The sequence below is a fragment of the Labilibaculum filiforme genome (assembly GCF_002843315.1).
Lineage (GTDB): Bacteria > Bacteroidota > Bacteroidia > Bacteroidales > Marinifilaceae > Labilibaculum > Labilibaculum filiforme.
In genome coordinates this window covers 115,548-137,596 of the sequence record NZ_MVDD01000002.1, presented here as the reverse complement: position 1 = coordinate 137,596, position 22,049 = coordinate 115,548, and the positions used below count along the sequence as shown (strand labels likewise).

Below are 22,049 nucleotides of genomic sequence, written 5' to 3'. Positions count from 1 at the left end.
ATACTAATATTAAATTGTTTATTCTTTTTAAGTGTTGTTAGCACCTATTATCATTATCTGTTTTAATTTTTCTCGTTTATTCTGTAACTCTTCTATTAGCAAGTTCCAGTGTTATTTCATTCATTTTATCCTGATTTAAAGGATATATTGTCATGAAAATAGCACCCAATATTGCTATGATTGCCGGCACCCAACTCATCAGCATGGTAATTCCTGGAATTGCTCCTTGAATGGCCGAATAATCTTGTCCGTTGTAATGGAAAGCTGCCAAAATAAAACCGATTATTGCTCCTGCTATACCTCCACCAAATTTTGTAGCAAATGAGCCTGCAGAATAGATTAATCCTGTAGCTCTTCTGCTATTTTTAAATTCAGAATAATCTGCAGCATCGCCAAGCATAGCAAAGAATAGAGTTGGGAATATTGCGGCAGCAAATTCTGACACAATACCCAAAATAAAGATTGCGCTGATATCGTTTGGACCGCAAAATATAATGGATGCATTTACTATTCCTGAGAATAGAAATGCATAAATAAATAATTTCTTTTTTCCTAGTTTTTTACTTAGTGGAGCAGTTATCATTGCGCCGGCAATAGAAGCAATCATGAGTGCGACCATAAAAGAGGCAGCTAAAATCTGATTGTGCAGATAATGAGTGAAGTAAATCACTACAATGCCTTGTTTTATTGAGTTGTAGATACTGAATAGTAATCCGATTGTTAATAATACTATCCAAGGTTTATTGGTAATTAAATCTTTTAAATCTCTTCGTAGATTACTTTTTTGTTCTTTAGGAGGTTGAATTCTTTCTTTTGTAGACCAGAAAGTGATAAACATGAAAAGAGCTAAAAAAGCGGACATCAGATAAATGGAATAGCTGTAACCGCTTTTCTGGTCGATAATTACAATTTTGTCTTTGTTTAGATCTTTTTCTCCCGAAACAATAAAAGAATAGGATTTATTGGCTTCCATCGAGAAGCTTTTTCCTGTAGTAGGAGTATCTGTAGCTGTTTTGTTGTCTTCCCAAATAAAATTTGCAATTCCATCTTTTGTTTTAATGTTTACATTTTCTACATCCGATGGAGCAGAAACCATGACTTGAAATTTATCAGAAGCCAATTCATTGACACTAATTGTAGGGTTTATATTTCCAAAATGTGCTACTAAAAAAAGTAAGGCTCCCTGCACAAGCATACCTCCTGCAAAAGCGCCAACCATTCTGTAAGATCCGATACTTGTTCTTTCCTTATCGTCACCAGTCATAACTGCCATTAATGCTCCGTAAGGAATATTGTTGGCTGTATATATTAAAGTGAATAGAATATAGGTTGTATAAGCATATATGATTTTGCCTGTAGAACCTAGATTTGGAGCTGTGAAAAGTAAGGATAGAATTACTCCAAGAGGAATGGCGGTAAACAATATCCAAGGTCGAAATTTGCCATATTTTGTATTGGTTCTGTCTCCGGCAACACCCATTAATACGTCGCTGATTCCATCGGATAAACGGGAAACAAACATGAGGATACCAACCGCTGCAGGAGCTATTCCAAACACATCGGTATAGAATATAAATAGAAAAGTGGCTACACCTCTCCATGCAATATTCGCGGCGCCATCGCCCAAAGCATAGCCAAGTTTTTCTTTTATTGATATTTTATATGAATTAGCCATTTTCCCTTTTTAGACTGTAAAATCGAATAGTTCTTTTTTTGTTTTTTCGTAAACTTCTCTGCTAAAAACATATAAACGAGCAGGTTTATGCGAAACTCCAGTTTGTTTTTCATCCGTAGGAATTAGATATTTCATTCGGGCGATTTTCTTTCTGAAATTTCTTTTGTCTAGTTCTGTACTTAATATTACTTCATAGATGTTTTGAAGTTGTGTTAAGCTAAATTTTTCTGGAAGCAACTCGAAGCCAATCGGTTCATGTTTAATTTTGTTTCGTAAAGCAATTAAGGCTTCCTCCAGAATTTGATTGTGATCAAAAGCTAGCTCTCCTACTTCTGATACTGGAACCCATTTTACGTTTCTGCCTTTCCATTCTAAAGTGATGTTTTGAGTGGCTAACAACGAAAAATAGCCGATAGATACAATTCGTTTATCAGGATCTCTACCATCATGAAGTAACCATTTGCGGTCATTTTCTTTTTTCAATCTGTCTGGATGAGCGAAAGTTTTGAATTGGTCGAGAAATACATTTTTTAATCCGGTAAGGTCGAATAAGACACGATAAGCTGCTTCTTCTATGGTTTCATCTTCGTAAATATGATTTCCAGTTAGGGTTAAATCTGTAAATTCGGATTCTCCTGTAGTTTCATTAGTAAGTGTCCTATCTACAAGTAGCACTTGTAGCTCTTGTCCATTGTATCCGAATATTACACAATCGACAGATATGTAGTTGTTAAGTGGCCTTTTTATCATTTTTACGTTTGGTGTTTATGTCTATTTTTATTTGGTAAGGTGTAGAAACGACACTAACTATATTTAGCGCTAATGTAAATCCTTTTTTAGAAATATCAAAAAAAGAAAACATGGTCTGTCGAAAACGTGTGCGTTGCAGATTGTATAAAGTACACTAAGATAGCTTTATTCCTTGTCTTTTGGAGAGGAATAACTATTTGTTTCGATAGTTCTATTTGGAATTAGTCTTAATAGAAAAAACTGGAAATGGGCTGTTGTTGAAGCTATTTTGGAGAATAAAAAAATGGAAAATCGGCGAGTGGATTTTCCATTTGGTTGTTTTTTAAAAACAGAGTTTTGGAGTATTTAATGCTTGGTGATCATTTTCTGTTGCGAACGGAATTCTCTGGGTGTACATCCTTTAAGATTTTTAAAGGACCGGTTAAAATTGGAGATGTTATTAAAGCCACTTTCAAAACAAATTTCGGAAATATTCTTTTCGGTTTCAATAAGTATTTTTGCGGCGTGACCAATGCGTATATCCAATAAATAGTCGGAAAATGCTCTTTGTGTTCTTTTTTTAAAGAAGTGGCTGAATGCCGATGGTGACATGTTTACCATAGAAGCAACATCGTTAATTCTGATGGGATTGTGAAGGTTTTCGATTAAAAATTGATTCACTAATTTAATGCGTCTACTTTTTGAGGTATCGAATTGATCAACGTAGGAAGGCGATGATAAGGTTTTTTGATTCCGGGAAATGGATAAATCGTATAGGATAGATAAAAAATCAAGAAAAGAATCGAATCCAGTAACATCGGATAGTTTGATGATGCGATCCAATATGTTTTGAGTGGTTTCATCGGAAAATAAAATTCCCATTTTCGATTTCCCCAAAAGATCTTTAATAGGTAAACTTGCTTTTCGGTTTAGTGTTTGTTCACTAAGAATGTTATTTTGGAATTGGATGGTGATTACTCTTGCATTATCGGTGCTTCCGCTCCATGCGTGAGGAGTGTTCGGACCTATTAATACTAAATCTGCAGAATCGTAATTCTTTATAGAATCTCCAATAATGCGTTTTCCCGAGGAGTGAAGTACTAGGTTTAATTCGTATTCGGGATGGTAGTGAATTGGAAAATCGAATTTGGCATTTTGATGGTCAAGAACAATAAAAAAATCGTGTTCTGTAAGTGGCGTAATCTCGCGTACAATTCTTGTCATGAATCAAAAAGTTTGCGTTAGATGTTATTAAATGATTAATAATACAGCGCAAATGTAATAAATATATTCATAAAAGTATTGCTTTTTATGTTTGTGTAATTGTTGAAAATACAGGAGGTTGAGCTTTTATTATTCTAAATAGGCTAATTGTTGTATAATTAACTATTCATTAAAGTATAGGTAATGAACATTTAAAGTGAAATTTTATTTCGAGATCAGTACTATTTTTGAAACATCGATAATTCTATTAGAAACGAGAAATCTATATCTATGAAAAAAAGAAACAGGATATTGAGTTTAATAATGATGCTTTGTTGCTTTTTAAGTCTGACAACGCATGCAAATGCTCAATCTCAAAGTGTAAGTGGAGTAGTCTCTGACGAAAGCGGAGTAAGTATTCCTGGTGTGAGTGTTGTTGAAAAAGGCACTCAAAATGGTACCGTCACAAATATCGACGGGGAATTTACATTAAAGGTTGTGTCGAAGAACGCAATCGTTGTATTTTCATTTGTTGGTTACAAAACTGTCGAATTTCAGGCCGATGTAAATCAGAATATGAATATTAGCTTGGAGGAAGAAACTTTAGGTTTGGAAGAGGTTGTGGTTGTAGGGTATGGATCGGTTAAGAAAAGTGATCTTACTGGATCTGTTTCATCTGTAAAAATGGATGTTGTTCCTATGAAACCTTCGAATTCGATTGATGGTTTACTGCAAGGGCAAAGTGCAGGTGTTCAGGTGGTTTCATCTTCCGATGATCCGGGAGAAGGTGCTACTATTCGCATTCGGGGAGGTAGTTCATATCGAAGTGGTAACGAGCCGTTAGTAGTTGTTGATGGTTTTCCAATAGGTAATGCTGGAGATATCAAGCAAATTTCACCTAGTGATATTGAATCGATGGAGATTTTAAAAGATGCTTCTTCAACAGCGATTTATGGTTCGCGTGGTGCAAATGGTGTTATCATGATTACTACAAAAAAAGGATCTAAGAATAGTACAGAGATTACTGTTTCTCAGCAAAATACTATTTCGGAGTTTACTTCGGATCTAAACTTATGGCGCGATCCTGTTTTAATGGCAGGTTTAAGTAATGAGTCTCGAATTAATGGAGGATATGTTCCTTTATATATTGGAGCGAATGATCCTAATGGAGTTTATTATCCATCGGTTAGTGAATTAAAGAGTGGTTCCTGGAAATATAACACTCGTTGGGATGATGTAGTATTTCGTACTCCGGTTTCAAACAATACGAATGTTGCTATTCGTAGCCAAAACGAAAAAACTCAGTTTAGTTTAAGTACAACTTATTTTACGGATGAAGGGGTTTATATCGAAGACAACTATGAAAAGCTGAATGCAAATTTGAATATCATTCATAAGGTATACGATAAATTAACAGTTGGAACCAATGTTATTTTTTCAAAAGGAGAAAGAAATAACAATGGTGGTTTGGCCTATTGGCGTAATCCTATTTTTCCAGTTTACAATGATAATGATGCATCGAAAGGGTATTATATGGTTGGAACTCAGGATTATTCGCATCCAATTGCTTTAACAGAGAATAAATCAAACACTACAGAGTTTCAGGATTTTTTGGGATCTGCTTTTGCAGAAGCGCAAATTTTGCCGTCTCTTTCATTAAAGTCGCAGGTTAACTATCAATCGCGCAGATCGACTACCGACTTTTATAATCCTAAAGTTTATACTGAGGATGGTGCTTTTAATAATGGAGCCGGCGGTATCGATAACTGGGAAAGTAATGAGATTGTAGCCGAAACATTCATGACTTTTAATAAGACTTTTAACGAGGTTCACAACCTGAATGCAATGGGAGGTTTTTCATATCGTTACAAGAAAGATCGTTCTTCCAGTCTGAGAGCTTACGATTTTCTGAACGAGTCCTTGCGTAGTGGTAATCTTTCTAGTGGAAATCCTGAAAAACAAAGTGTAGATAACGCATTAAGCGAAGAGGTTATGTACTCGGTAATGGGACGATTAAATTATGTGTACGATAGTAAATACATGGCAACCGTTACCATGCGTGCCGATGCTTCTTCTAAGTTCGGAGAGAATAATCAGTGGGGTTATTTTCCATCGGGAGCTTTAGGATGGAAAATGCATCACGAAGATTTTATTAAAGATTTAGAAATATTTGATGAGTTGAAACTTCGTACATCTTACGGTATTTCTGGTAATCAAGAACCAATTGGAGCTTACCTTATTAATAGTCAGTACGGAGAAGATCAGTACTACGTAAATGGAAGCTGGCAAACTGCCATAGGACCGGGTTACGTTGGACGATGGGATAGCCAAACCGGTAAAAAATTATGGTCTGGAATTCCTAATCCCGATTTAAAATGGGAAACAACCCGACAGTTTAATGTAGGTGTGGATATGGCTTTTCTGAACAGACGTTTACGTGTTGTTGTTGATTATTATAATAAATATACAGATGATTTGCTTCGTGAGCGTTGGTTATCTCCTTCATCTGCTTACGATCTGATGTGGGTTAATGGTGGAGAAATAAAAAATCAAGGTGTAGAAGTTACTATTGATGGCGATATCATTAATAAAAAAGACTGGAAAGTTTCAGGTACACTTATTTTCTCCAAAAATAAGAACGAAGTTATGAGTCTTGGTGATGAACTTGCTTTTGGATTAAGTGAAGATCCTAATAATGGAATGAAATACGAATTTAACGGAAGTACTGTTGAGGCATTTCGTGCAGTTCCAAATATTTTAGGAATTGGAGAGGCTGTTAATGTGTTCTACGGTCGTAAAGTGGATGGTATTATTCAAACTACTCAGGAAGGCTTGGCAGCAGGTTTGGAAGGAAAAGAGGCCCAGCCAGGAGAATTTAAATATGTTGATATAAATGAAGATGGTGTGGTTGACGAGAATGATCGTACTGTGATTGGTGATCCAAATCCTGATTTTACAGCAAGTTTGAACTTACAGGTGAGCTATAAAAATTTCGATTTGGCAATGTTCTTCAATGGAAGTTTTGGGCAGGATATTTTTAATACGAAAGCTTTTAGTGAGCCAAGTAATCAGCCATTACGATGGACACAGGACAATACAACAAACGACTATCCTAGCTTACGCGAAGGTAGAAGTCTATATATGTCTGACTGGTATATTCAGGAAGGTAGTTATGTGCGGTTGCAGAACGTTTCGTTAGGATATAATATTCCTGATTTAGGGGTTTCATGGTTCAAACGAGGTCGTATTTATATGAATGCTACTAATTTATTCACAATTACTGATTTTGATGGGTATGATCCTGAATTAGGAAGTGATGGTATCTATTGGGGTGGTTATCCTAAATTGAGAAAATGGACGTTGGGTGTTGAATTAACATTCTAATTCGATATCACAAGAATCATTTACAGTATTTAAAAAGAATAGAAAATGAAAATATTAAATAAAATTACACTAGGATTAGCTTTTGTTATGGGGCTGGCTTCATGCGAAAGTCTGGATGTTGAGCCTACCGGTTTTTATTCTGAGGATAATTTCTATAAAACAGTGGAAGATGCTGAAGCATCACTATTGTATGCTTACGATGCTTTAACATTAACTAGTTACGCTCCAGTAACCTATTACTTGACTGAATTGGGAAGCGATAATTGCATTGTGAAATCAGATGAAGGAGCCGATGCTCAGGCATTTGTAAATTGGGAAGTAACTTCTCAAAATGAATTGCTAACTCAGTATTACCGTTGTGCTTATATTGCAATTAACAGAGCTAATGCGGTTATTGAAAATGTGGAAGGAAGAGGCTTTAATGAGGAAGATGAGAAACGTTTGTTAGGTGAAGCTTATTTTCTTCGTGCATACAACCATTTTAATGTGGTTCGAGCTTTTGGATTGGCTCCATTGCAAACTTCATTAATCGATCAGATGGATGAAACAACTGCCCCATTGGCCGACAATATGCAGGTGGTTTATTCATTTTTAATTGATGATTTGACTAAAGCTGTTGATTATTTGGAAGTAAATCGGGTAACCGGTCGTGCAGATAAGGTTGCTGCTCAGGCTTTATTGGCTGAAGTGTATTTGTTTGCGGCTTCGGCGAAGGAGAGTGGTGTTTCTAAATATGATGTATTAACCGAAAGCGTTGATAATTTATATGCTAAAGCGGCTGAATATGCTGGATATGTATTAAATGACCAGTCGGAATATGCTCACGATAATAGTTTGCAGGATATTTATGATGTGAACAAGCCAGATGGTTCTGAGCATATTTTTATCCTATCAATGGATCGTTCAGGAACTTCAGAAGGTGATTATTCAAAACTTTCGAAATATTTTATTCCTTGGATTGCCGGAGGTACAATTTATTTGAAAAATACTGATGATTCATTCTCACCAACTCACGATGGTTGGAGTGTATTCCAAACAACTAGTGCTTTGATCTCAAATTATGAGGTGACAGATAATCGTCGTACTCAGTTGTTTGTATCTGAAATTTATGATGCAAGTAACAACTTGACAGGAACTGTGGCTGATGGAACGATTCCTTATGAGTTTACCAGAAAATATATCGACACTGAATTTTCAGGTGATAAAACCAGTACACGTCCTTATTTGATTCGTTATTCAGAAGTTCAATTGATTTATGCTGAAGCTACAGCTGATGCAAATGGATTGGAGCAATACAACTCAATTCGTCGTCGTGCCGGAGTAAGCGAATTGGCTGATCTTTCAGGATTATCGAAAGATGATTTCCGTACGTTGGTAATTGAAGAACGTCAGCGCGAATTGGCTTATGAAGGAGATCGTCTTTGGGATTTAAGACGTAAGAATATTGTACAGGATAAAGTAACTCAAGCTGCAGGATTATCTCCTGAAGAAGTTTCTTTTTATCCAATCCCTCAACGTGAATTAGATTTGAATCCTAACATTAATTAAAAACTACCATGAAAAAATTATTAAATATATTTCTAATCGTACTGGTAGCATTCATGGCTGGTTGTACGGACGATCCTTTCAAGGATTTAGATGGAAATGATTGGAAGAAGGAGCGTAATATTGTTTCAATTTTACTCGAAGGACAAATTGGAACGGCACTAGTAGAGCGCGATTTAAACGATGCCAAAATTAATATTTACGCAAAAATCGAAAATATTGTTGATATCACGAAAGTAGAAATTAAAAGCATAGATATTGCTTATGGAGCTACTACCACAAGCCTTGCAGGTACTACTCTTGATTTTACAGATGGAACTGCTATTGTAGCGGTGGTATCAGGTGCAGGAGAATCTTTAGAATGGGAAATTACTTTAAGCCCATTTAAATCGGATTTGGAAGGAGAGTGGTACATTGGCGAAATTCGTATGTATTGCGATATGTTTACCTGGGAAAGCTGGGGATGGGAAAAGAATGAGAAAATTACTGATTACCTGCCTGAGTTAAGTCCTGAGTTGGATAATGTGATCACCTTTTCTGTTGAAGGTGCTGATGCAAAAGGAAATCCGTATGGTAATTACGAGCACAGTGCTGGTCCTGACGGTATTTTTGGTCACTATGGTGATACTGAAAAAGGATGGGATTTTAATGAGCGATTCCGTAAGATTCCTATGGGTAATGGTACTTGGTTGCGCGATTTTGAACGCAATAAAGTAGTTATTACAGATGCAAACAATGTAGAGCATGAGCTAGATCTTGAGGTTTTAACCGAAACAAATGAGGTGTCACTTAAAGCTGAATTACCATACTTAGCTAGCCTATTTAATTGGAGTGATACTGATTGGAGCTACGAAGAGTTGGCTCACATGTCGAATCCAATGTGGTACACGCTTACAAGAGAGAAAGTATTGCAAACAGGTAATGGTATTACTGGTTTAACAGTGAAGGATCAAGTTGGCGATGCTGTAATTGATGCAGCAAACAAAACTGTTACTGTTAAAATAGAAGATAATGGTGCTGATAAGTCAGCTATTGAAGTTGTGAGTATAAGTACTTCTTATGGTGCTACTGCAGATAAAGCTGTTGCTGAAATGCTTGATTTTTCAACTGATAATTCTACTCAAATTACCGTTATTTCAGAAGTAGGAGAGTCTGCAACTTGGACTATTAAATTGCAAATAGATCTTGACGTTAGTGATGTTTCAATAGCTGGAACATGGACTATTGGTGAAATTGGAATTTACTGTGACTTGTTTACCTGGGAAAGCTGGGGATGGGACAAGTCTGAGAAGCTAACCAATTACCTTTCAAATGCTACTGCAGAGCTTGACAACACAATTACATTTACTGTGGATGGTAAAGATAGCGAAGGTCAGCCTTACGGATCTTACGAAAACAATGCAGGTGCCGATGCTGCAAATGCTGACTTTACCTATGACGGTACTGATTGGCCGGAAACAGATTTTAATGAAAGATATAGAAAAGTGCCTACGGGAACTGGAACATGGATTTTGGAAGGAGAAACTGTGAAAATTACTGATGGTGGAGGTACTGAGTATGTACTTACTTTGGAGGTAAAAACGGAAACAGAAGTTGCATTGACAACCGAAGTGGAATTTTTAGCAGACTTGTTTGACTGGGATGTATCAAACTACAGTTACGAAGAGGTTGCTCACATGTCTAAGAAAATGTGGTATAACCTAAATAAACAATAGTCATTATAAAACCAGTTGCAGCACAAACTGCAACTGGTCTTAAAAAATATACACATGAGAACAGGATTTTTATTAGCCGGATTACTTTCTCTATTTCTTGCTACTTCAGCTTGCGATAGCGATGAGAATAATTCGGATTTTGTATTGCAAAATAGGGAGATTACCATTACTTCTAATCTAATTTCTACCGATTTTGTAGGAAATGGAGCACAGTGGGGAGGCTACGAAAATGTTCAATCTTGGATTGGAACAGAAACTTTAAGCGATGCCGATTGGAATACTTTATACCAGCGAATCGACTTTATGCGTCCTCCATTTTTGCGTATCATGACCAATGCATCTTCCTACGATAATAATGGTACTTACGATGAGGTAACTAAAAACACAACATTATTCAAAATGTTGGATTATGCGCAAAGTCGTAATATCGAGATAACTTATGGAGAGTGGGGACATCATTATACCAATGGAAATATTGAAGAAATAGATGCATCATGGGTTGCGAATGCTGTAAAATTCCTGAATTATTTGGTAAATACAAAAGGGTATACATGCATTAAAACACTCAATGTTATTAACGAACCTAATGGCGATTGGTCTTCGGCTTTGGGCAATTATACTGCGTGGAAAAATACACAACAAGCATTTATTGCAGAAATGGCAAATTATGAATTGTCAGCAGTAAAATTGATGGGACCAGATATCGCTATTTTCGAAAGTGCAAATCAAACCAGTTGGATTACCAATGCGAAAGATGATTTGGGAGATGCGATTGGACTGTATGATATTCACGTTTATCCGAAACAATTGATCGTGCGTAATGGCGATTATACTGAAATGCTTCAGGCTTATCGCGATGCAACACCATCCGACAAGAAAATTGTACTTGGCGAGATTGGGTTCAAGTATACCGATGTTGATGCGGATTTAAAGGCTGAAAATGAAGAGGCTATTGAGAATGATCCTTATGCTGGTGACGATTCTAATATGATGATTTACAAAGCATTTTATGGTATCGATATGGCCGATGCAATTATTCAATCGATGAGAGCAGGTTTCTCTGGTGCTTTGGTTTGGGATATGGACGACGCCATGTACGTTAGTCCTAAAGATGATAACTACAACGTCGATCAAATGAAAAGATGGGGATTCTGGAATATTTTGGGAGAAGAACATACTGGTGATGCTTCAGATGAAGAAATTCGTCCATATTTCTACCCTGTATCCTTATTGTGTCGCTATTTTCCTGCTGGTGCAGATATTTACGACATCGACCTACCTAATAAAAAAGGGGTTCGTGCTATTATGGGAGTTAAAGATGGAAAATATACAATTGCATTGGTAAACTCGCATTACGTTACTTATCCAATTAACTTGAAGTCCGATTTTATTTCTACTCTAACATTGAACAAATACAGCTATAAATCAAATTCTGATGGTTCATTTGTAGGAACAGTTGATGAAAATGGATTTGCTACTCCTGTTGAGAATAATATGAGTTTAGATTTCAGTAATGGAGTAGAGATGACATTGGAAGGTGAATCGTTTATTCTGTTTACAAATATGGAATAGTAAAAATCAAAAAGTCAATTAATAATAGAATAAAACAAGATGCAAGTAAGAACAGCTTAATAGTAGAGAGTTGTAATTTGCTGATTACTAGAAGTTGTAAGCTTGTTGCTAATAAAAATAACATGAAATTAATAAAACACCCAAATAATCCCATTTTAAAACCACATGCTACAAACTATTGGGAAAACCTAGTGGTTTGTAATCCTGGAGTATGGTACGAAAACGGTAAATTTACCATGTTGTATCGTGCTGCTGGTGATGATGAGCAGCATTACATTCGAATGGGAACGGCAGTGAGTGAGGATGGTGTAAACTTTGATAGAGTTTCGGATGAGCCAAGTTTTGGGCCGAGTGTAGATGGGCCCGATCAAGGAGGGGTTGAGGATCCTCGTATTGTGAAATTTGGAGATGAGTTTTATGTAACTTATGCATTTCGTCCTCATTATCCAGGTCAATATTGGAAATTTGCTCACGATGTAATTCTTTTGCCAGAAGTGGGAAGCGATTCTCCAGCTGTAATGAGAGATAATATTGCAAATTCGGGTCTTGCTGTAACTAAAGATTTTAAAAACTGGCGCCGTTTGGGTCGTGTTACTGAAACCAACTTGGATGATCGGGATGTAATTCTGTTTCCAGAGAAAATTAATGGTAAATATGCTATGCTTCATCGTCCTAAACAATGGGTTGGTGCAGAGTATGGATGCGAAACTCCTGCAGTTTGGATTCGTTTTTCGGATGATTTAATGGTGTGGAATGAACCTAGTACTTTACTTATTGCAGGTATCAAGGGAACTTGGGAAGAGAAAGTGGGAGGTAGTACACCACCATTAAGAACCGACGAAGGATGGTTGGTAATTTATCATGGTGTTGAAAATGGCGGACAAGGTCATTACCGTGTTGGAGTTGCCTTGCTCGACTTGGAAGATCCAACGAAAGTGATCGCTCGTGCCAGCGATTGGATCATGCAACCAGAACATGATTACGAAATGGAAGGTTTCTATAAAGGATGTGTTTTCCCAACAGGAAATGTAATTGTTGATGATACTTTGTATGTATATTATGGTGCTGCCGATAAATATGTTGGTTTAGCAACTTGTAGTGTGAAAGAAATCCTCGAATTTGTTAAAAAGGGATAAATTAGTAAGTAGTTAGGAGAGGTTTGGATTTTCTTTCATTTTTAGTTTTTTTTGAGTGAAGGAAAATCCACTTCTTATAAGCGAAATCAGCTAAATTTCTTTAATAAAGAAGAGGTTATTTCAATTGGTTTAGACAATAAAAAAATAGATACAGATGCAAAATAGAATTTTTTTGATCCTAATTTCGATACTCTTTTTTTCTTGCCAACAAGATAAAAATGTGATTCGGATTCATCCCGATCAAGTTATTTCTACCGATTTTATTGGAAATGGAGTGCAGTGGTCGGCTTATCCGCATGCCGATACAGAAAATGCTGAATGGGGAAAATTAATGACCGATGCTAAATGGGATATGAATTTCCATAGACTCGACTACATGCAAGCTAAGTTATTTAGGGTGTTTGATCAGGCCAATTGGAGATACCTGGTTGGATTTGATAAAGAAGGAGAGCCTATTCTCGATTTTTCAACCCCTGAAGTTAAAGCTGTTGAGAAAATTTTGAAGTATGCACAAGAAAATAACATAACAGTACTTTTGGGCGAAGTTGGTACACCTTATAAGGTACATGATTTAAATGAAGGTCATTCGGATAAATTTTCAGGAGCAGATGATCCTAAATGGATCAATGGTATTGTGGCATATTTGGATTATTTAATCAATACCCGCGGCTATACATGCATCAAACATTTCAATTTTATTAATGAGCCAAATGGCGATTGGTCGAGTGTGAATGGCGATTTTAAAAAATGGCGCGCTGGAGTTGAATTATTAGCTGAAGGCTTAAAGGCTAAGGGATTAGATAGTTTGGTTTCTATTGCTGGACCCGATGCCGTTACTCGCTACGATAATCCTAATTCAACTTATACAGGTTCGGGTTGGGTAGAAGAAACTGCAAAACAGCTCGATGATATTGTAGGTATTTATGAAGTGCACGATTATACTGAATATGATTTGGTTAGAAGTGGTGGTTTTGAGGAATATCATGGTGCGATAGCCAAATTTGCAAAGCAAATGAACAAACAAATCATTTTTGGTGAACTTGGTTTTAGTCGCAATGGTCAAGAAAATCAAGACAAAACGAATGAAGACCCATTTGCTTGTGAAGACAGTCAAATGGATGTATATAAATTCAGTTACGGAGTTGATATGGCTGATGCCGTAATTCAATCTATGAATGCGGGTTACTCAGGAGCTGCAGCTTGGGCTTTAGATGATGCAATGCATACTTGTGGTGATTTGGGTAACAAAAATGAGCTGAAGAGATGGGGAATGTGGAACAGTCTGGGAACAGAAATCTGTAATGATCCAGCTGATGAAAACATGAGACCTTGGTTTTATTCCTGGTCGTTAATTTGCCGTTATTTTCCAACCGGTAGTAGTATTGTTAAAACAGATTCAACTAGCATTGAAGGTCTTCGTTTAACTACTGGTATTTATGGTGATGAAATTACTGTTGCCATAGTTAATAATTCTGCTGTAGATAATACAATTACTATTGCAATGCCGACTTCTAAATCATTAAAAAAATTCCTTTACGTAGATGGAGAAAGAGCTGTTGATGCTAACGGATTTCCTATAGCGGTAGAAAACGACATAAAAGTAAACGATGTGTTGGAATTAAACGTTCCAGCTAATAGTTTCATTCTATTAACAACATTAGAATATTAATTTGAATTGATGAATATATCTAGATCAAAGAATAGAAAATACAGAATTTGTATATCGATTTTTGATACTTGATACTTTTGTCTTGATACTTAGAAAAAATGAACATTAGTACAATTGATATTGCCATTCTTGTTGCCTTTATCGTCGGAATTATCTGGTGGGCATTGAAGAATGGAAAAAGTCAGGATTCTACCTCCTACTTTTTAGCAGGTAGAAACATGACGTGGCCTGTTGTTGGACTTTCCCTTTTTGCAGCAAGTGTTTCCAGTTCTACATTAATGGGACACTCAGGAGAAGGATTTATAACTGGAATTGCAGTTTTTAATTACAACTGGATTTCTGTTTTGGTAATGGTATTCTTTGCCTTATTCTTTCTCCCATTCTATATCAAATCGGGTATATTTACGATGCCTGAATTTCTAGAAAAACGATTCGATAAACGTTCCAGATATTATTTTTCATTCATCACCATTTTCGGGAATGTGTTTTTAGATGCGGCTGCAACTTTGTACACAGGAGCATTGATAATCAAGTTGATTTTTCCGGAAGTGGATATGTTTTGGATTATTGTAATTATGGCTGCCGTTGCTGGTTCTTATACCATTATTGGTGGACTTTCTTCGGCTATTAATGCCGATATGATTCAAGCAACAATCCTAATTATTGGTTCGGGTATCCTTTACTTTTATGCCTTAGACGAGATTGGAGGATGGGAAGAATTGTACAGTCGTTTTGGCGATGGCGTATGGTTAAAACTAACTCGTCCGATTAACGATCCTACTGTACCTTGGTTAGGAATGTGGATTGGAATTCCAATTTTAGGATTCTATTTTTGGGCCAATAACCAAGTAATGGTGCAACGTGTTTTATCTGCAAAATCCATCGACCATGGTCGAAAAGGAGTTCTTTTTGTAGGATTTTTATATCTGTTTACTTTATTCATTTTTATCCTTCCGGGATTAATCGGACGTGGAATTAACTTGTTTGGAGTAGAGAATTTGCCTGCCGAAATTATCGATGGAAGTACTTTAAAAACCACTTTTGGAATCAATACCGATCAGGTTTATCCTCGATTAATTGTGAAATTATTACCAGTTGGCTTAATTGGATTGATTTTAGCAGCTATGATTTCTGCTCTAACATCCACCTTGAGTGCAACTTTAAGTTCGGTTTCAACTTTGTTTACCATGGACTTTTATGCTCGGTACGATAAGAATGCTGATAGTAAGAAATTGGTGAAGGTTGGTCGAATTACTTCTGTTGTTGTATTGATATTCGCAGTTGTTTGGGCTCCTTTTATTGCTAATTTTGATTCGTTAGTATCCTATTATCAGGAGGTTGTATCCTATTTGGCACCTCCAATTGTAGGCACGTTTTTCTTAGGATTATTTTGGAAGCGTTCCAATGAGTATGGTGCACTTTGGGGTTTAATTTCGGGAATAGTAGTTGCTGCAATTCTAATGATTTCAAAATATGCACTGGGCATTACTATTCCATATCATTTCCTATTAATTGCTCCAGTGGTAATGGTTTTCAGTATGAGTATCAATGTAATTGTAAGTTTAATGACTCGATTGCCCGATCCTGAAAAAGTGGCTCAAAATACATGGACAGTTAAAATTTGGCACGAGGAAACAGAAGAATTAAAAGGGATTGTTTGGTATAAAAATTTCCGAGTATTGTCACTTCTTTTGGTAATTGCTTGTTTTACAATGTATTTCATGTTTATTTAAAAGATAGCAATTCAAACGCTAAGTCACAAAGACGCTAATTTGTAAAATGTACTATTTCGCTTTCTTTGCGTCTTTTTGTCTTCGTGTTAAAATCAATTTCACTAATTTTTAAAAATTAAATCAGTCATGAAAAAAAATACAATATTAATGTGCTGTTTTATTTTAATTTCTCTTATTGGATGTAAGACTACTCCATCAAAATCAGCAGAAGAAATGAAAAAAGAGAAATTTCAAATCTATTTGTGTTTTGGACAGTCGAATATGGAAGGTTCGGCTACCATTGAAGAGCAAGACAAAACAGTAAATCCTCGATTTAAAATGATGCCGACCATGGATTGTGCTGATTTTGATAGAAAACAGGGACAATGGTACGATGCTGTTCCTCCTTTAAGTCAGTGTTGGGCTGGTCTTTCGCCTGCTGATTATTTTGGCAGAACAATGCTTGAAAAGCTTCCTGAGGATATTACTATTGGCGTAATTAGTGTTGCGATTGGTGGTTGCGATATCCGATTATTCGATAAAAATAGCTATCAAGATTATACAGATATTTACCCGGAGGCTTGGTTTGGCGATAAAATTAAGGCTTACGGCGGAAATCCTTATGCTCGTTTGATTGAAATGGCAAAATTAGCCCAAAAAGAGGGCGTAATTAAAGGAATTCTACTTCATCAGGGAGAAACAAATCAGGACGATGAGCAGTGGCCAAATTATGTGAAAACAGTTTATGAAAATATGCTTGCCGATCTTTCTCTAGATGCGAATGATGTGCCTTTATTAGCAGGTGAAGTAGTTGGTGAAGATCAAGAAGGCGTTTGTGCCAGCATGAATCCAATCATTAATACACTACCAGACTTTATTTCTACTGCTCACGTAATTTCTTCGAAAGGATGCACGGTGAGAGAAGATCATGTGCATTTTAATGCTGCAGGAGTTCGAGAATTGGGAAAGCGATATGCCGAGAAAATGCTTTTCTTAGAAGGAATCAAGTAATTGAAATTGCTCCTATGTTATTTAAGTAACAGGATATTATAAATTTATTAATCAGGGAGCCAATCGACATTCAGTTTAACGATGGGACCCATAGATGAAAAAGGCGTTAAAAACAGAATTCCATGAGTGAGGAACGAGGGAATATTATTCTGTTTAGGCTTTGAATCGTTTTGGGTATCGAAGAGCTGAAGTCTAGACTTTTTGATTCTTTTGTGGTAATGACAAAAGAATAGCCCGTCTGGCTTGAAGACAATGGTTAAAATCAGATAGTTGGAAGCTTTTGAAAGTTAAAATGCATGAAATCAATAAAATATATTCTAATAGCCTTGATAATTATGTCAGTACAGTCTATTCATTCGCAAGAATTCATCAAAGTGGAGAATGGAAAGTTCATTAAAAACGGACAGACTTACAAATACATAGGAACCAATTTCTGGTATGGCATGAACCTCGGGGCATTCGATCAAGAAAGGTTGGTTCGGGAATTGAATCGACTAGAGGATTTAGGTGTTAAAAATCTTCGTTTAATGGCTTCTTCCGAAGGAGATGAAAATGGCGAATGGCGATTACAACCCTGCTTGCAAACTGCTCCTGGAGTATTTAATGAAGAGCTTCTGGTAGGATTGGATTTTCTCTTAAACGAAATGAAAAAGAGAGACATGCTTGGTGTCATGTGTTTGAACAACTTTTGGCCTTGGTCTGGTGGAATGTCGCAATATGTTTCCTGGGCAAATAGTAACGAGGCAATTCCTTTTCCACCACCAGCAAAAGATGGGGATTGGAGAAAATATCAGGAATATTCAGCTCAGTTTTATACCAATACACAGGCTTTACAGTATTTTAATGAGCTCATCGGATTGATAGTAAATCGTAAGAATACAGTCAATCATATTGCTTATAAAAACGATCCTACAATTATGGCTTGGCAATTGGCCAATGAGCCCGAAGGAATCAACCAAGAAGAAGCTTATCGGAAATGGTTGCACGAAACTGCAAAGTACATTAAGAGTTTAGATGCTAACCATTTGGTTTCCATTGGAAGCGAGGGGAATACTCCTTTTCCGCAAACAAGTAATAACTTCGAAAAAGATCATCAGTCGAAGTACATTGATTATTGCACGTTTCATTTGTGGATACAGAATTGGGGATTGTACGATCCATTAAATCCGGAAGAAACATACAAAACGGCTATTGTAAAAGCGGACAAATACATTAAAAATCATGTTGATATTGCAACTAAAGTACTAAACAAACCAATCGTTTTGGAAGAGTTTGGAATTTCAAGAGACTTTAATAGCTATGAATCAAATGCTCTAACAAACTACAGAGATACCTATTACAAGTACATATTCAATAAGGTTTTGAGCCTATCGAAAGAAGAAAATTTGGCAGGAGCAAATTTTTGGGCTTGGGCAGGCGAGGGAAGACCTCGAATTCCTAAAGCAGTTTGGAAAACGGGTGATGACTTAATTGGCGATCCGCCTCATGAGTTTCAAGGTTGGTATTCGGTTTACGATACCGACGAAAGTACCAAGTTAATCATTCAGGAATTTTGCAAGTTAATTTCAGAATAATAAAAAACGAAAAGAAAATAGAAAGGCTACTCAATTTGGGTAGCCTTTTCTGTTTGACTTTATTTTCCTTTTGTAATTTTATAAAAAAGCTCCTCGTATTCTTTGAAACGATGTTCGCGAATCGGTCTTATTTTAGGTTCTGTAGTAAAATGTAAGAGCATGCAAGAAGCAATGTTTTTGTATTTTTCAACGTACTCATAGCGTACTAATTCATTGTTGTTAATTCGTTGCTTTATTTTATTGTGATAGGGATACATAGCTTCTTATTTAAACTTAGTTCGTTATTTCGCAACAAATCCTTCCACAACTGCCCAGTCGTAAAAGCGTTCAATCCAACGATCTGTTGCTAAGCCTTTTTTTCGCATTCCAAACCCATGGCCACCTTTCGAGTACATATGCAAGGCAACGTTTAAGCCTATATTCTGGTACGATTGATACAATTCAATAGATCCAGGAGCTAAACCCAAAGGATCATCAGAGGCACAAACAATTAACATTGGTGGAGCATTTTTTTGAGGCGCTTGCACAGGCATTTCTGTAGTCCACGGATAAACCGGAACTAAAAAATCGGGTCTGTTCTCATCAGTAAAGTTATAGGCTACGCCCATGGTAACAGCTCCTCCTGCCGAAAAGCCCATAAAACCAATTTTAGTTGGATCGATTTCATAATCATTTGCATGATTTCTTACATAGGAGATGGCCGCTAATCCATCGGCAATGGAGAGAGGCATTATTTTGGCTACTTCTTGGCTAATTTTTGCTTTATTGGTTCGGGATAATTCGCTAATTTCAGCAACAGCATCCTCTCCTGTTGGTACCAAACGATATTTTAATACGAAAGCGGTAATTCCGTTTTTTGCTAACCATTTTGCAACCTCTCTACCTTCACTATTAATACTATGCGCATAAAGAGCTCCGCCAGGAGCAATGATTACCGCTGCACCACAGTTGCTTCCCGTGGCTGGCTTATAAACTAGCATGCTTGGTTTGGATACATTGGTAACAACTTCTGTCGACCATGCCTCAGAGTAGTACTCTTTCTCATTTCCTTTCCATGCTATGGCATTCGATTTTTCGAATTCTAACTCGATTACATCCTGTGCACCAGCAAAAAGTGTGCAGCTGATGAATAGTAAAAATAGAATTTTTTTTCTCATGATTGTATTGATTTTGTAGGAGATAGCTATAAGTTTCTTATTTCTGTTTTGATTTGTTTGTGATTAAAAATCACAAGTAGCTAAAGTAAGCATTCGATAGGTTTTGTAGAAAGGTCTAAACGCTTTTTTTTGTGGGGTATTTTGTGCTTTTACTTGTAAATAAGCTTGCTTTTTAGGCATAAAAATAGTTGGGACTGATGGGGGGATTTTAAAATTATGTGAGATTTTCTTGAAAAGTTCATCCCCAAAAAATGGATACTTAGAATGAAAAATATTCAGTTTATGCAATCGATATCTTCGCGACACCATCTAAAATAGGCTGTTTATCCTGTTAAAGATCATTGAGAAATAAGTACCTTTGCATTTAATTACCCTAACTTCTAAATAATATATTAAAGTGCGTATGATAAATGAAATTGTAAAAGTTCATGATAAATTTTCCGTAGAAATTAAATTGGGGTATGAGCCTCGAAAGGATCAAAAAGTAAGTGAGTTTTCTATTAAAACTTGGCTTTTTATTCCTAGCGGTTTGGATATTAATTCTTCAACTTACAAAAAAGAAGACTTTTACAACGATTTTAATTCTAACATTCGACTAATTACGCCGACGTATTTGTTGCGCGAAATTGCACTCGGAGAACATTCCGTTTTTCATCATTTAGAGGAGGCTTTTTATAAGCTGGCCAATGAGTCTAGTTCTAAAAATGAAGCGAATTATGAGTACCATATTCGAATGTTTCATATTATTACAAGATCGGCGCTACGCAGAGAAATACAGCACATTTTAAAAAATGAATTGCTTAGGGATCGACTTTACCTTATTAGTGAATACATTTCCAATGTTAAAAAAATTGGACGCCATTATCGCGATTTGCGCAGAATTGTAAATGTGCCTACCATTCAAAAGGAAATGTTCGATTACTATTTGTTTGGTGATGAATTTATGAGCAATCAGTTCGAAGAACACTCTTTTTATTTGCATCGGGGGTTGCAAAAGTTACACCATTCCGATTTTGAGCAGAGCAAGGAGGAAATCCTTAATTTGATTCGAGAAGAAATTGCCTACAAAAAAAGTATGGGTTATCTGGTTGTAGAGCAAAAAGCCAACGATAGAAATCGATGGTTGGTGCATCGAAGAGGCGCTTTTAAGAAATATTTCGAAGGTCAATTATTGCTGAATTCCAGAAAGAAAAAAGAAGGAGTTTTAGCCATGCAACTATTGTATAGTTTGGCTGCCGGTTTGGCAATGATTTTTGGAGCTTCTCTTACCTTTATTTTTCAGAAAAGTTTGGGGACTTTAACCATGCCATTATTTGTGGCTTTGGTAATTATTTACATGCTTAAAGATAGAATCAAGGATCTTAGTCGCCTTTATTTGGTCGGAAAAATAAACAAACGTTTCTTCGATCATAAGAGTGTTATTCGGGTGAAAGGGAATGAGAAAATTGGTTGGTGTAAAGAAAGTTTCGATTTTGTACCTGAAGAAAGTGTGCCAACGCGGGTAATGAAACATCGCGATCGATCTCGAATAGTGGATGTAGAAAGCAGGGGCGTTGGCGAGAAAATTATCTTTTATCGTAAATTGCTTCGTTTGGATCGAGTGGCTTTAGATAATTCTTACGGAGACTATAATATTACCGGAGTGGTTGATATTATTCGATTTAATGTTTCGAATTTCATCCAAAAAATGGATAATCCGGAAATACCACTTTACTATTTAAACGAGGATACCTTTGAGAAAATATCTGGCGAAAAAGTTTATTTCGTGAATATGATCCTTCGTTTTAAACTTGATAATCAAACAAGTTATCGCCGTTATCGGATAATTTTTAACCGACGGGGAATTAAAAAAGTAGAGAAAGTATAGGTTCTTTGAACTAAAAAAAGAGGCTTTATCAAATGTGATAAAGCCTCTTTTTTTATGCGTGTATCCAGCAATTCTTCTTTTGTATAGACTAGTTCTTATA

At 36.3% G+C, this 22,049-nt stretch carries 15 protein-coding genes; 10 read left to right on the top strand and 5 right to left on the bottom strand.

Annotation, left to right across the window (positions count from 1 at the left end; translation table 11 throughout):
• Nucleotides 1–76: 76 nt before the first annotated feature.
• The 3 genes from BZG02_RS03240 to BZG02_RS03230 form a co-directional block, all read right to left on the bottom strand.
• Nucleotides 77–1,675, bottom strand: a complete 1,599-nt coding sequence (locus tag BZG02_RS03240; RefSeq protein ID WP_101259976.1) for an MFS transporter — start codon at nucleotides 1,673–1,675, stop codon at nucleotides 77–79.
• Between the two features lie 9 nt (nucleotides 1,676–1,684).
• Entirely contained in the window at nucleotides 1,685–2,425 is a 741-nt protein-coding gene (locus BZG02_RS03235; RefSeq protein ID WP_101259975.1) for an NUDIX hydrolase, read from the bottom strand.
• A 345-nt stretch (nucleotides 2,426–2,770) separates the two neighbouring features.
• Entirely contained in the window at nucleotides 2,771–3,628 is an 858-nt protein-coding gene (locus BZG02_RS03230; protein ID WP_101259974.1) for an AraC family transcriptional regulator, read from the bottom strand.
• A 270-nt stretch (nucleotides 3,629–3,898) separates the two neighbouring features.
• Between BZG02_RS03230 and BZG02_RS03225 the strand changes: the two genes are divergently transcribed.
• The 9 genes from BZG02_RS03225 (at nucleotide 3,899) to BZG02_RS03185 (ending at nucleotide 18,925) form a co-directional block, all read left to right on the top strand.
• Nucleotides 3,899–6,991: a SusC/RagA family TonB-linked outer membrane protein gene (locus BZG02_RS03225; RefSeq protein WP_180335610.1), complete on the top strand. Its 3,093-nt coding sequence runs from the start codon at nucleotides 3,899–3,901 to the stop codon at nucleotides 6,989–6,991.
• Between the two features lie 45 nt (nucleotides 6,992–7,036).
• Nucleotides 7,037–8,539, top strand: coding sequence for a RagB/SusD family nutrient uptake outer membrane protein (locus tag BZG02_RS03220; protein WP_101259972.1), 1,503 nt, complete (start codon nucleotides 7,037–7,039; stop codon nucleotides 8,537–8,539).
• A gap of 8 nt (nucleotides 8,540–8,547) precedes the next feature.
• Entirely contained in the window at nucleotides 8,548–10,251 is a 1,704-nt protein-coding gene (locus BZG02_RS03215; RefSeq protein WP_101259971.1) for a hypothetical protein, read from the top strand.
• A gap of 54 nt (nucleotides 10,252–10,305) precedes the next feature.
• Nucleotides 10,306–11,823 carry a hypothetical protein gene (locus BZG02_RS03210; RefSeq protein ID WP_101259970.1) on the top strand — a complete coding sequence of 506 codons (1,518 nt, stop codon included), beginning with the start codon at nucleotides 10,306–10,308 and terminating at the stop codon, nucleotides 11,821–11,823.
• Between the two features lie 122 nt (nucleotides 11,824–11,945).
• Entirely contained in the window at nucleotides 11,946–12,959 is a 1,014-nt protein-coding gene (locus BZG02_RS03205; protein WP_101259969.1) for a glycoside hydrolase family 130 protein, read from the top strand.
• 154 nt (nucleotides 12,960–13,113) lie between these two features.
• A complete protein-coding gene (locus BZG02_RS03200; RefSeq protein ID WP_101259968.1) occupies nucleotides 13,114–14,628 on the top strand; it encodes a cellulase family glycosylhydrolase in 1,515 nt (504 codons plus the stop codon).
• A gap of 98 nt (nucleotides 14,629–14,726) precedes the next feature.
• Nucleotides 14,727–16,361, top strand: a complete 1,635-nt coding sequence (locus BZG02_RS03195) for a sodium:solute symporter (protein WP_101259967.1) — start codon at nucleotides 14,727–14,729, stop codon at nucleotides 16,359–16,361.
• 126 nt (nucleotides 16,362–16,487) lie between these two features.
• A complete protein-coding gene (locus tag BZG02_RS03190) occupies nucleotides 16,488–17,351 on the top strand; it encodes a sialate O-acetylesterase (RefSeq protein WP_101259966.1) in 864 nt (287 codons plus the stop codon).
• 335 nt (nucleotides 17,352–17,686) lie between these two features.
• Nucleotides 17,687–18,925, top strand: coding sequence for a glycoside hydrolase 5 family protein (locus tag BZG02_RS03185; protein WP_180335609.1), 1,239 nt, complete (start codon nucleotides 17,687–17,689; stop codon nucleotides 18,923–18,925).
• A gap of 59 nt (nucleotides 18,926–18,984) precedes the next feature.
• Here the strand turns inward: BZG02_RS03185 and BZG02_RS03180 are convergent, their stop codons facing one another.
• The gene (locus BZG02_RS03180; RefSeq protein ID WP_101259964.1) at nucleotides 18,985–19,182 is read right to left on the bottom strand and encodes a hypothetical protein; all 198 of its coding nucleotides are present in this window, start codon (nucleotides 19,180–19,182) and stop codon (nucleotides 18,985–18,987) included.
• A 24-nt stretch (nucleotides 19,183–19,206) separates the two neighbouring features.
• Nucleotides 19,207–20,082 (bottom strand): alpha/beta hydrolase, encoded by an 876-nt coding sequence (locus BZG02_RS03175; RefSeq protein ID WP_101259963.1) that lies wholly within the window; start codon nucleotides 20,080–20,082, stop codon nucleotides 19,207–19,209.
• Nucleotides 20,083–20,485: 403 nt separating this feature from the next.
• Here BZG02_RS03175 and BZG02_RS03165 point away from each other — a divergent pair, with 403 nt between their 5' ends.
• A complete protein-coding gene (locus BZG02_RS03165) occupies nucleotides 20,486–21,949 on the top strand; it encodes a hypothetical protein (RefSeq protein ID WP_101259961.1) in 1,464 nt (487 codons plus the stop codon).
• Nucleotides 21,950–22,049: the final 100 nt, after the last annotated feature.

What these genes read in the sequence shown, in the direction of transcription:
- BZG02_RS03240 (WP_101259976.1), bottom strand. Translation starts at nt 1,675, where the DNA reads ATGGCTAATTCATATAAAATATCAATAAAAGAAAAACTTGGCTATGCT.
- BZG02_RS03235 (WP_101259975.1), bottom strand. Translation starts at nt 2,425, where the DNA reads ATGATAAAAAGGCCACTTAACAACTACATATCTGTCGATTGTGTAATA.
- BZG02_RS03230 (WP_101259974.1), bottom strand. Translation starts at nt 3,628, where the DNA reads ATGACAAGAATTGTACGCGAGATTACGCCACTTACAGAACACGATTTT.
- BZG02_RS03225 (WP_180335610.1), top strand. Translation starts at nt 3,899, where the DNA reads ATGAAAAAAAGAAACAGGATATTGAGTTTAATAATGATGCTTTGTTGC.
- BZG02_RS03220 (WP_101259972.1), top strand. Translation starts at nt 7,037, where the DNA reads ATGAAAATATTAAATAAAATTACACTAGGATTAGCTTTTGTTATGGGG.
- BZG02_RS03215 (WP_101259971.1), top strand. Translation starts at nt 8,548, where the DNA reads ATGAAAAAATTATTAAATATATTTCTAATCGTACTGGTAGCATTCATG.
- BZG02_RS03210 (WP_101259970.1), top strand. Translation starts at nt 10,306, where the DNA reads ATGAGAACAGGATTTTTATTAGCCGGATTACTTTCTCTATTTCTTGCT.
- BZG02_RS03205 (WP_101259969.1), top strand. Translation starts at nt 11,946, where the DNA reads ATGAAATTAATAAAACACCCAAATAATCCCATTTTAAAACCACATGCT.
- BZG02_RS03200 (WP_101259968.1), top strand. Translation starts at nt 13,114, where the DNA reads ATGCAAAATAGAATTTTTTTGATCCTAATTTCGATACTCTTTTTTTCT.
- BZG02_RS03195 (WP_101259967.1), top strand. Translation starts at nt 14,727, where the DNA reads ATGAACATTAGTACAATTGATATTGCCATTCTTGTTGCCTTTATCGTC.
- BZG02_RS03190 (WP_101259966.1), top strand. Translation starts at nt 16,488, where the DNA reads ATGAAAAAAAATACAATATTAATGTGCTGTTTTATTTTAATTTCTCTT.
- BZG02_RS03185 (WP_180335609.1), top strand. Translation starts at nt 17,687, where the DNA reads ATGTCAGTACAGTCTATTCATTCGCAAGAATTCATCAAAGTGGAGAAT.
- BZG02_RS03180 (WP_101259964.1), bottom strand. Translation starts at nt 19,182, where the DNA reads ATGTATCCCTATCACAATAAAATAAAGCAACGAATTAACAACAATGAA.
- BZG02_RS03175 (WP_101259963.1), bottom strand. Translation starts at nt 20,082, where the DNA reads ATGAGAAAAAAAATTCTATTTTTACTATTCATCAGCTGCACACTTTTT.
- BZG02_RS03165 (WP_101259961.1), top strand. Translation starts at nt 20,486, where the DNA reads ATGATAAATGAAATTGTAAAAGTTCATGATAAATTTTCCGTAGAAATT.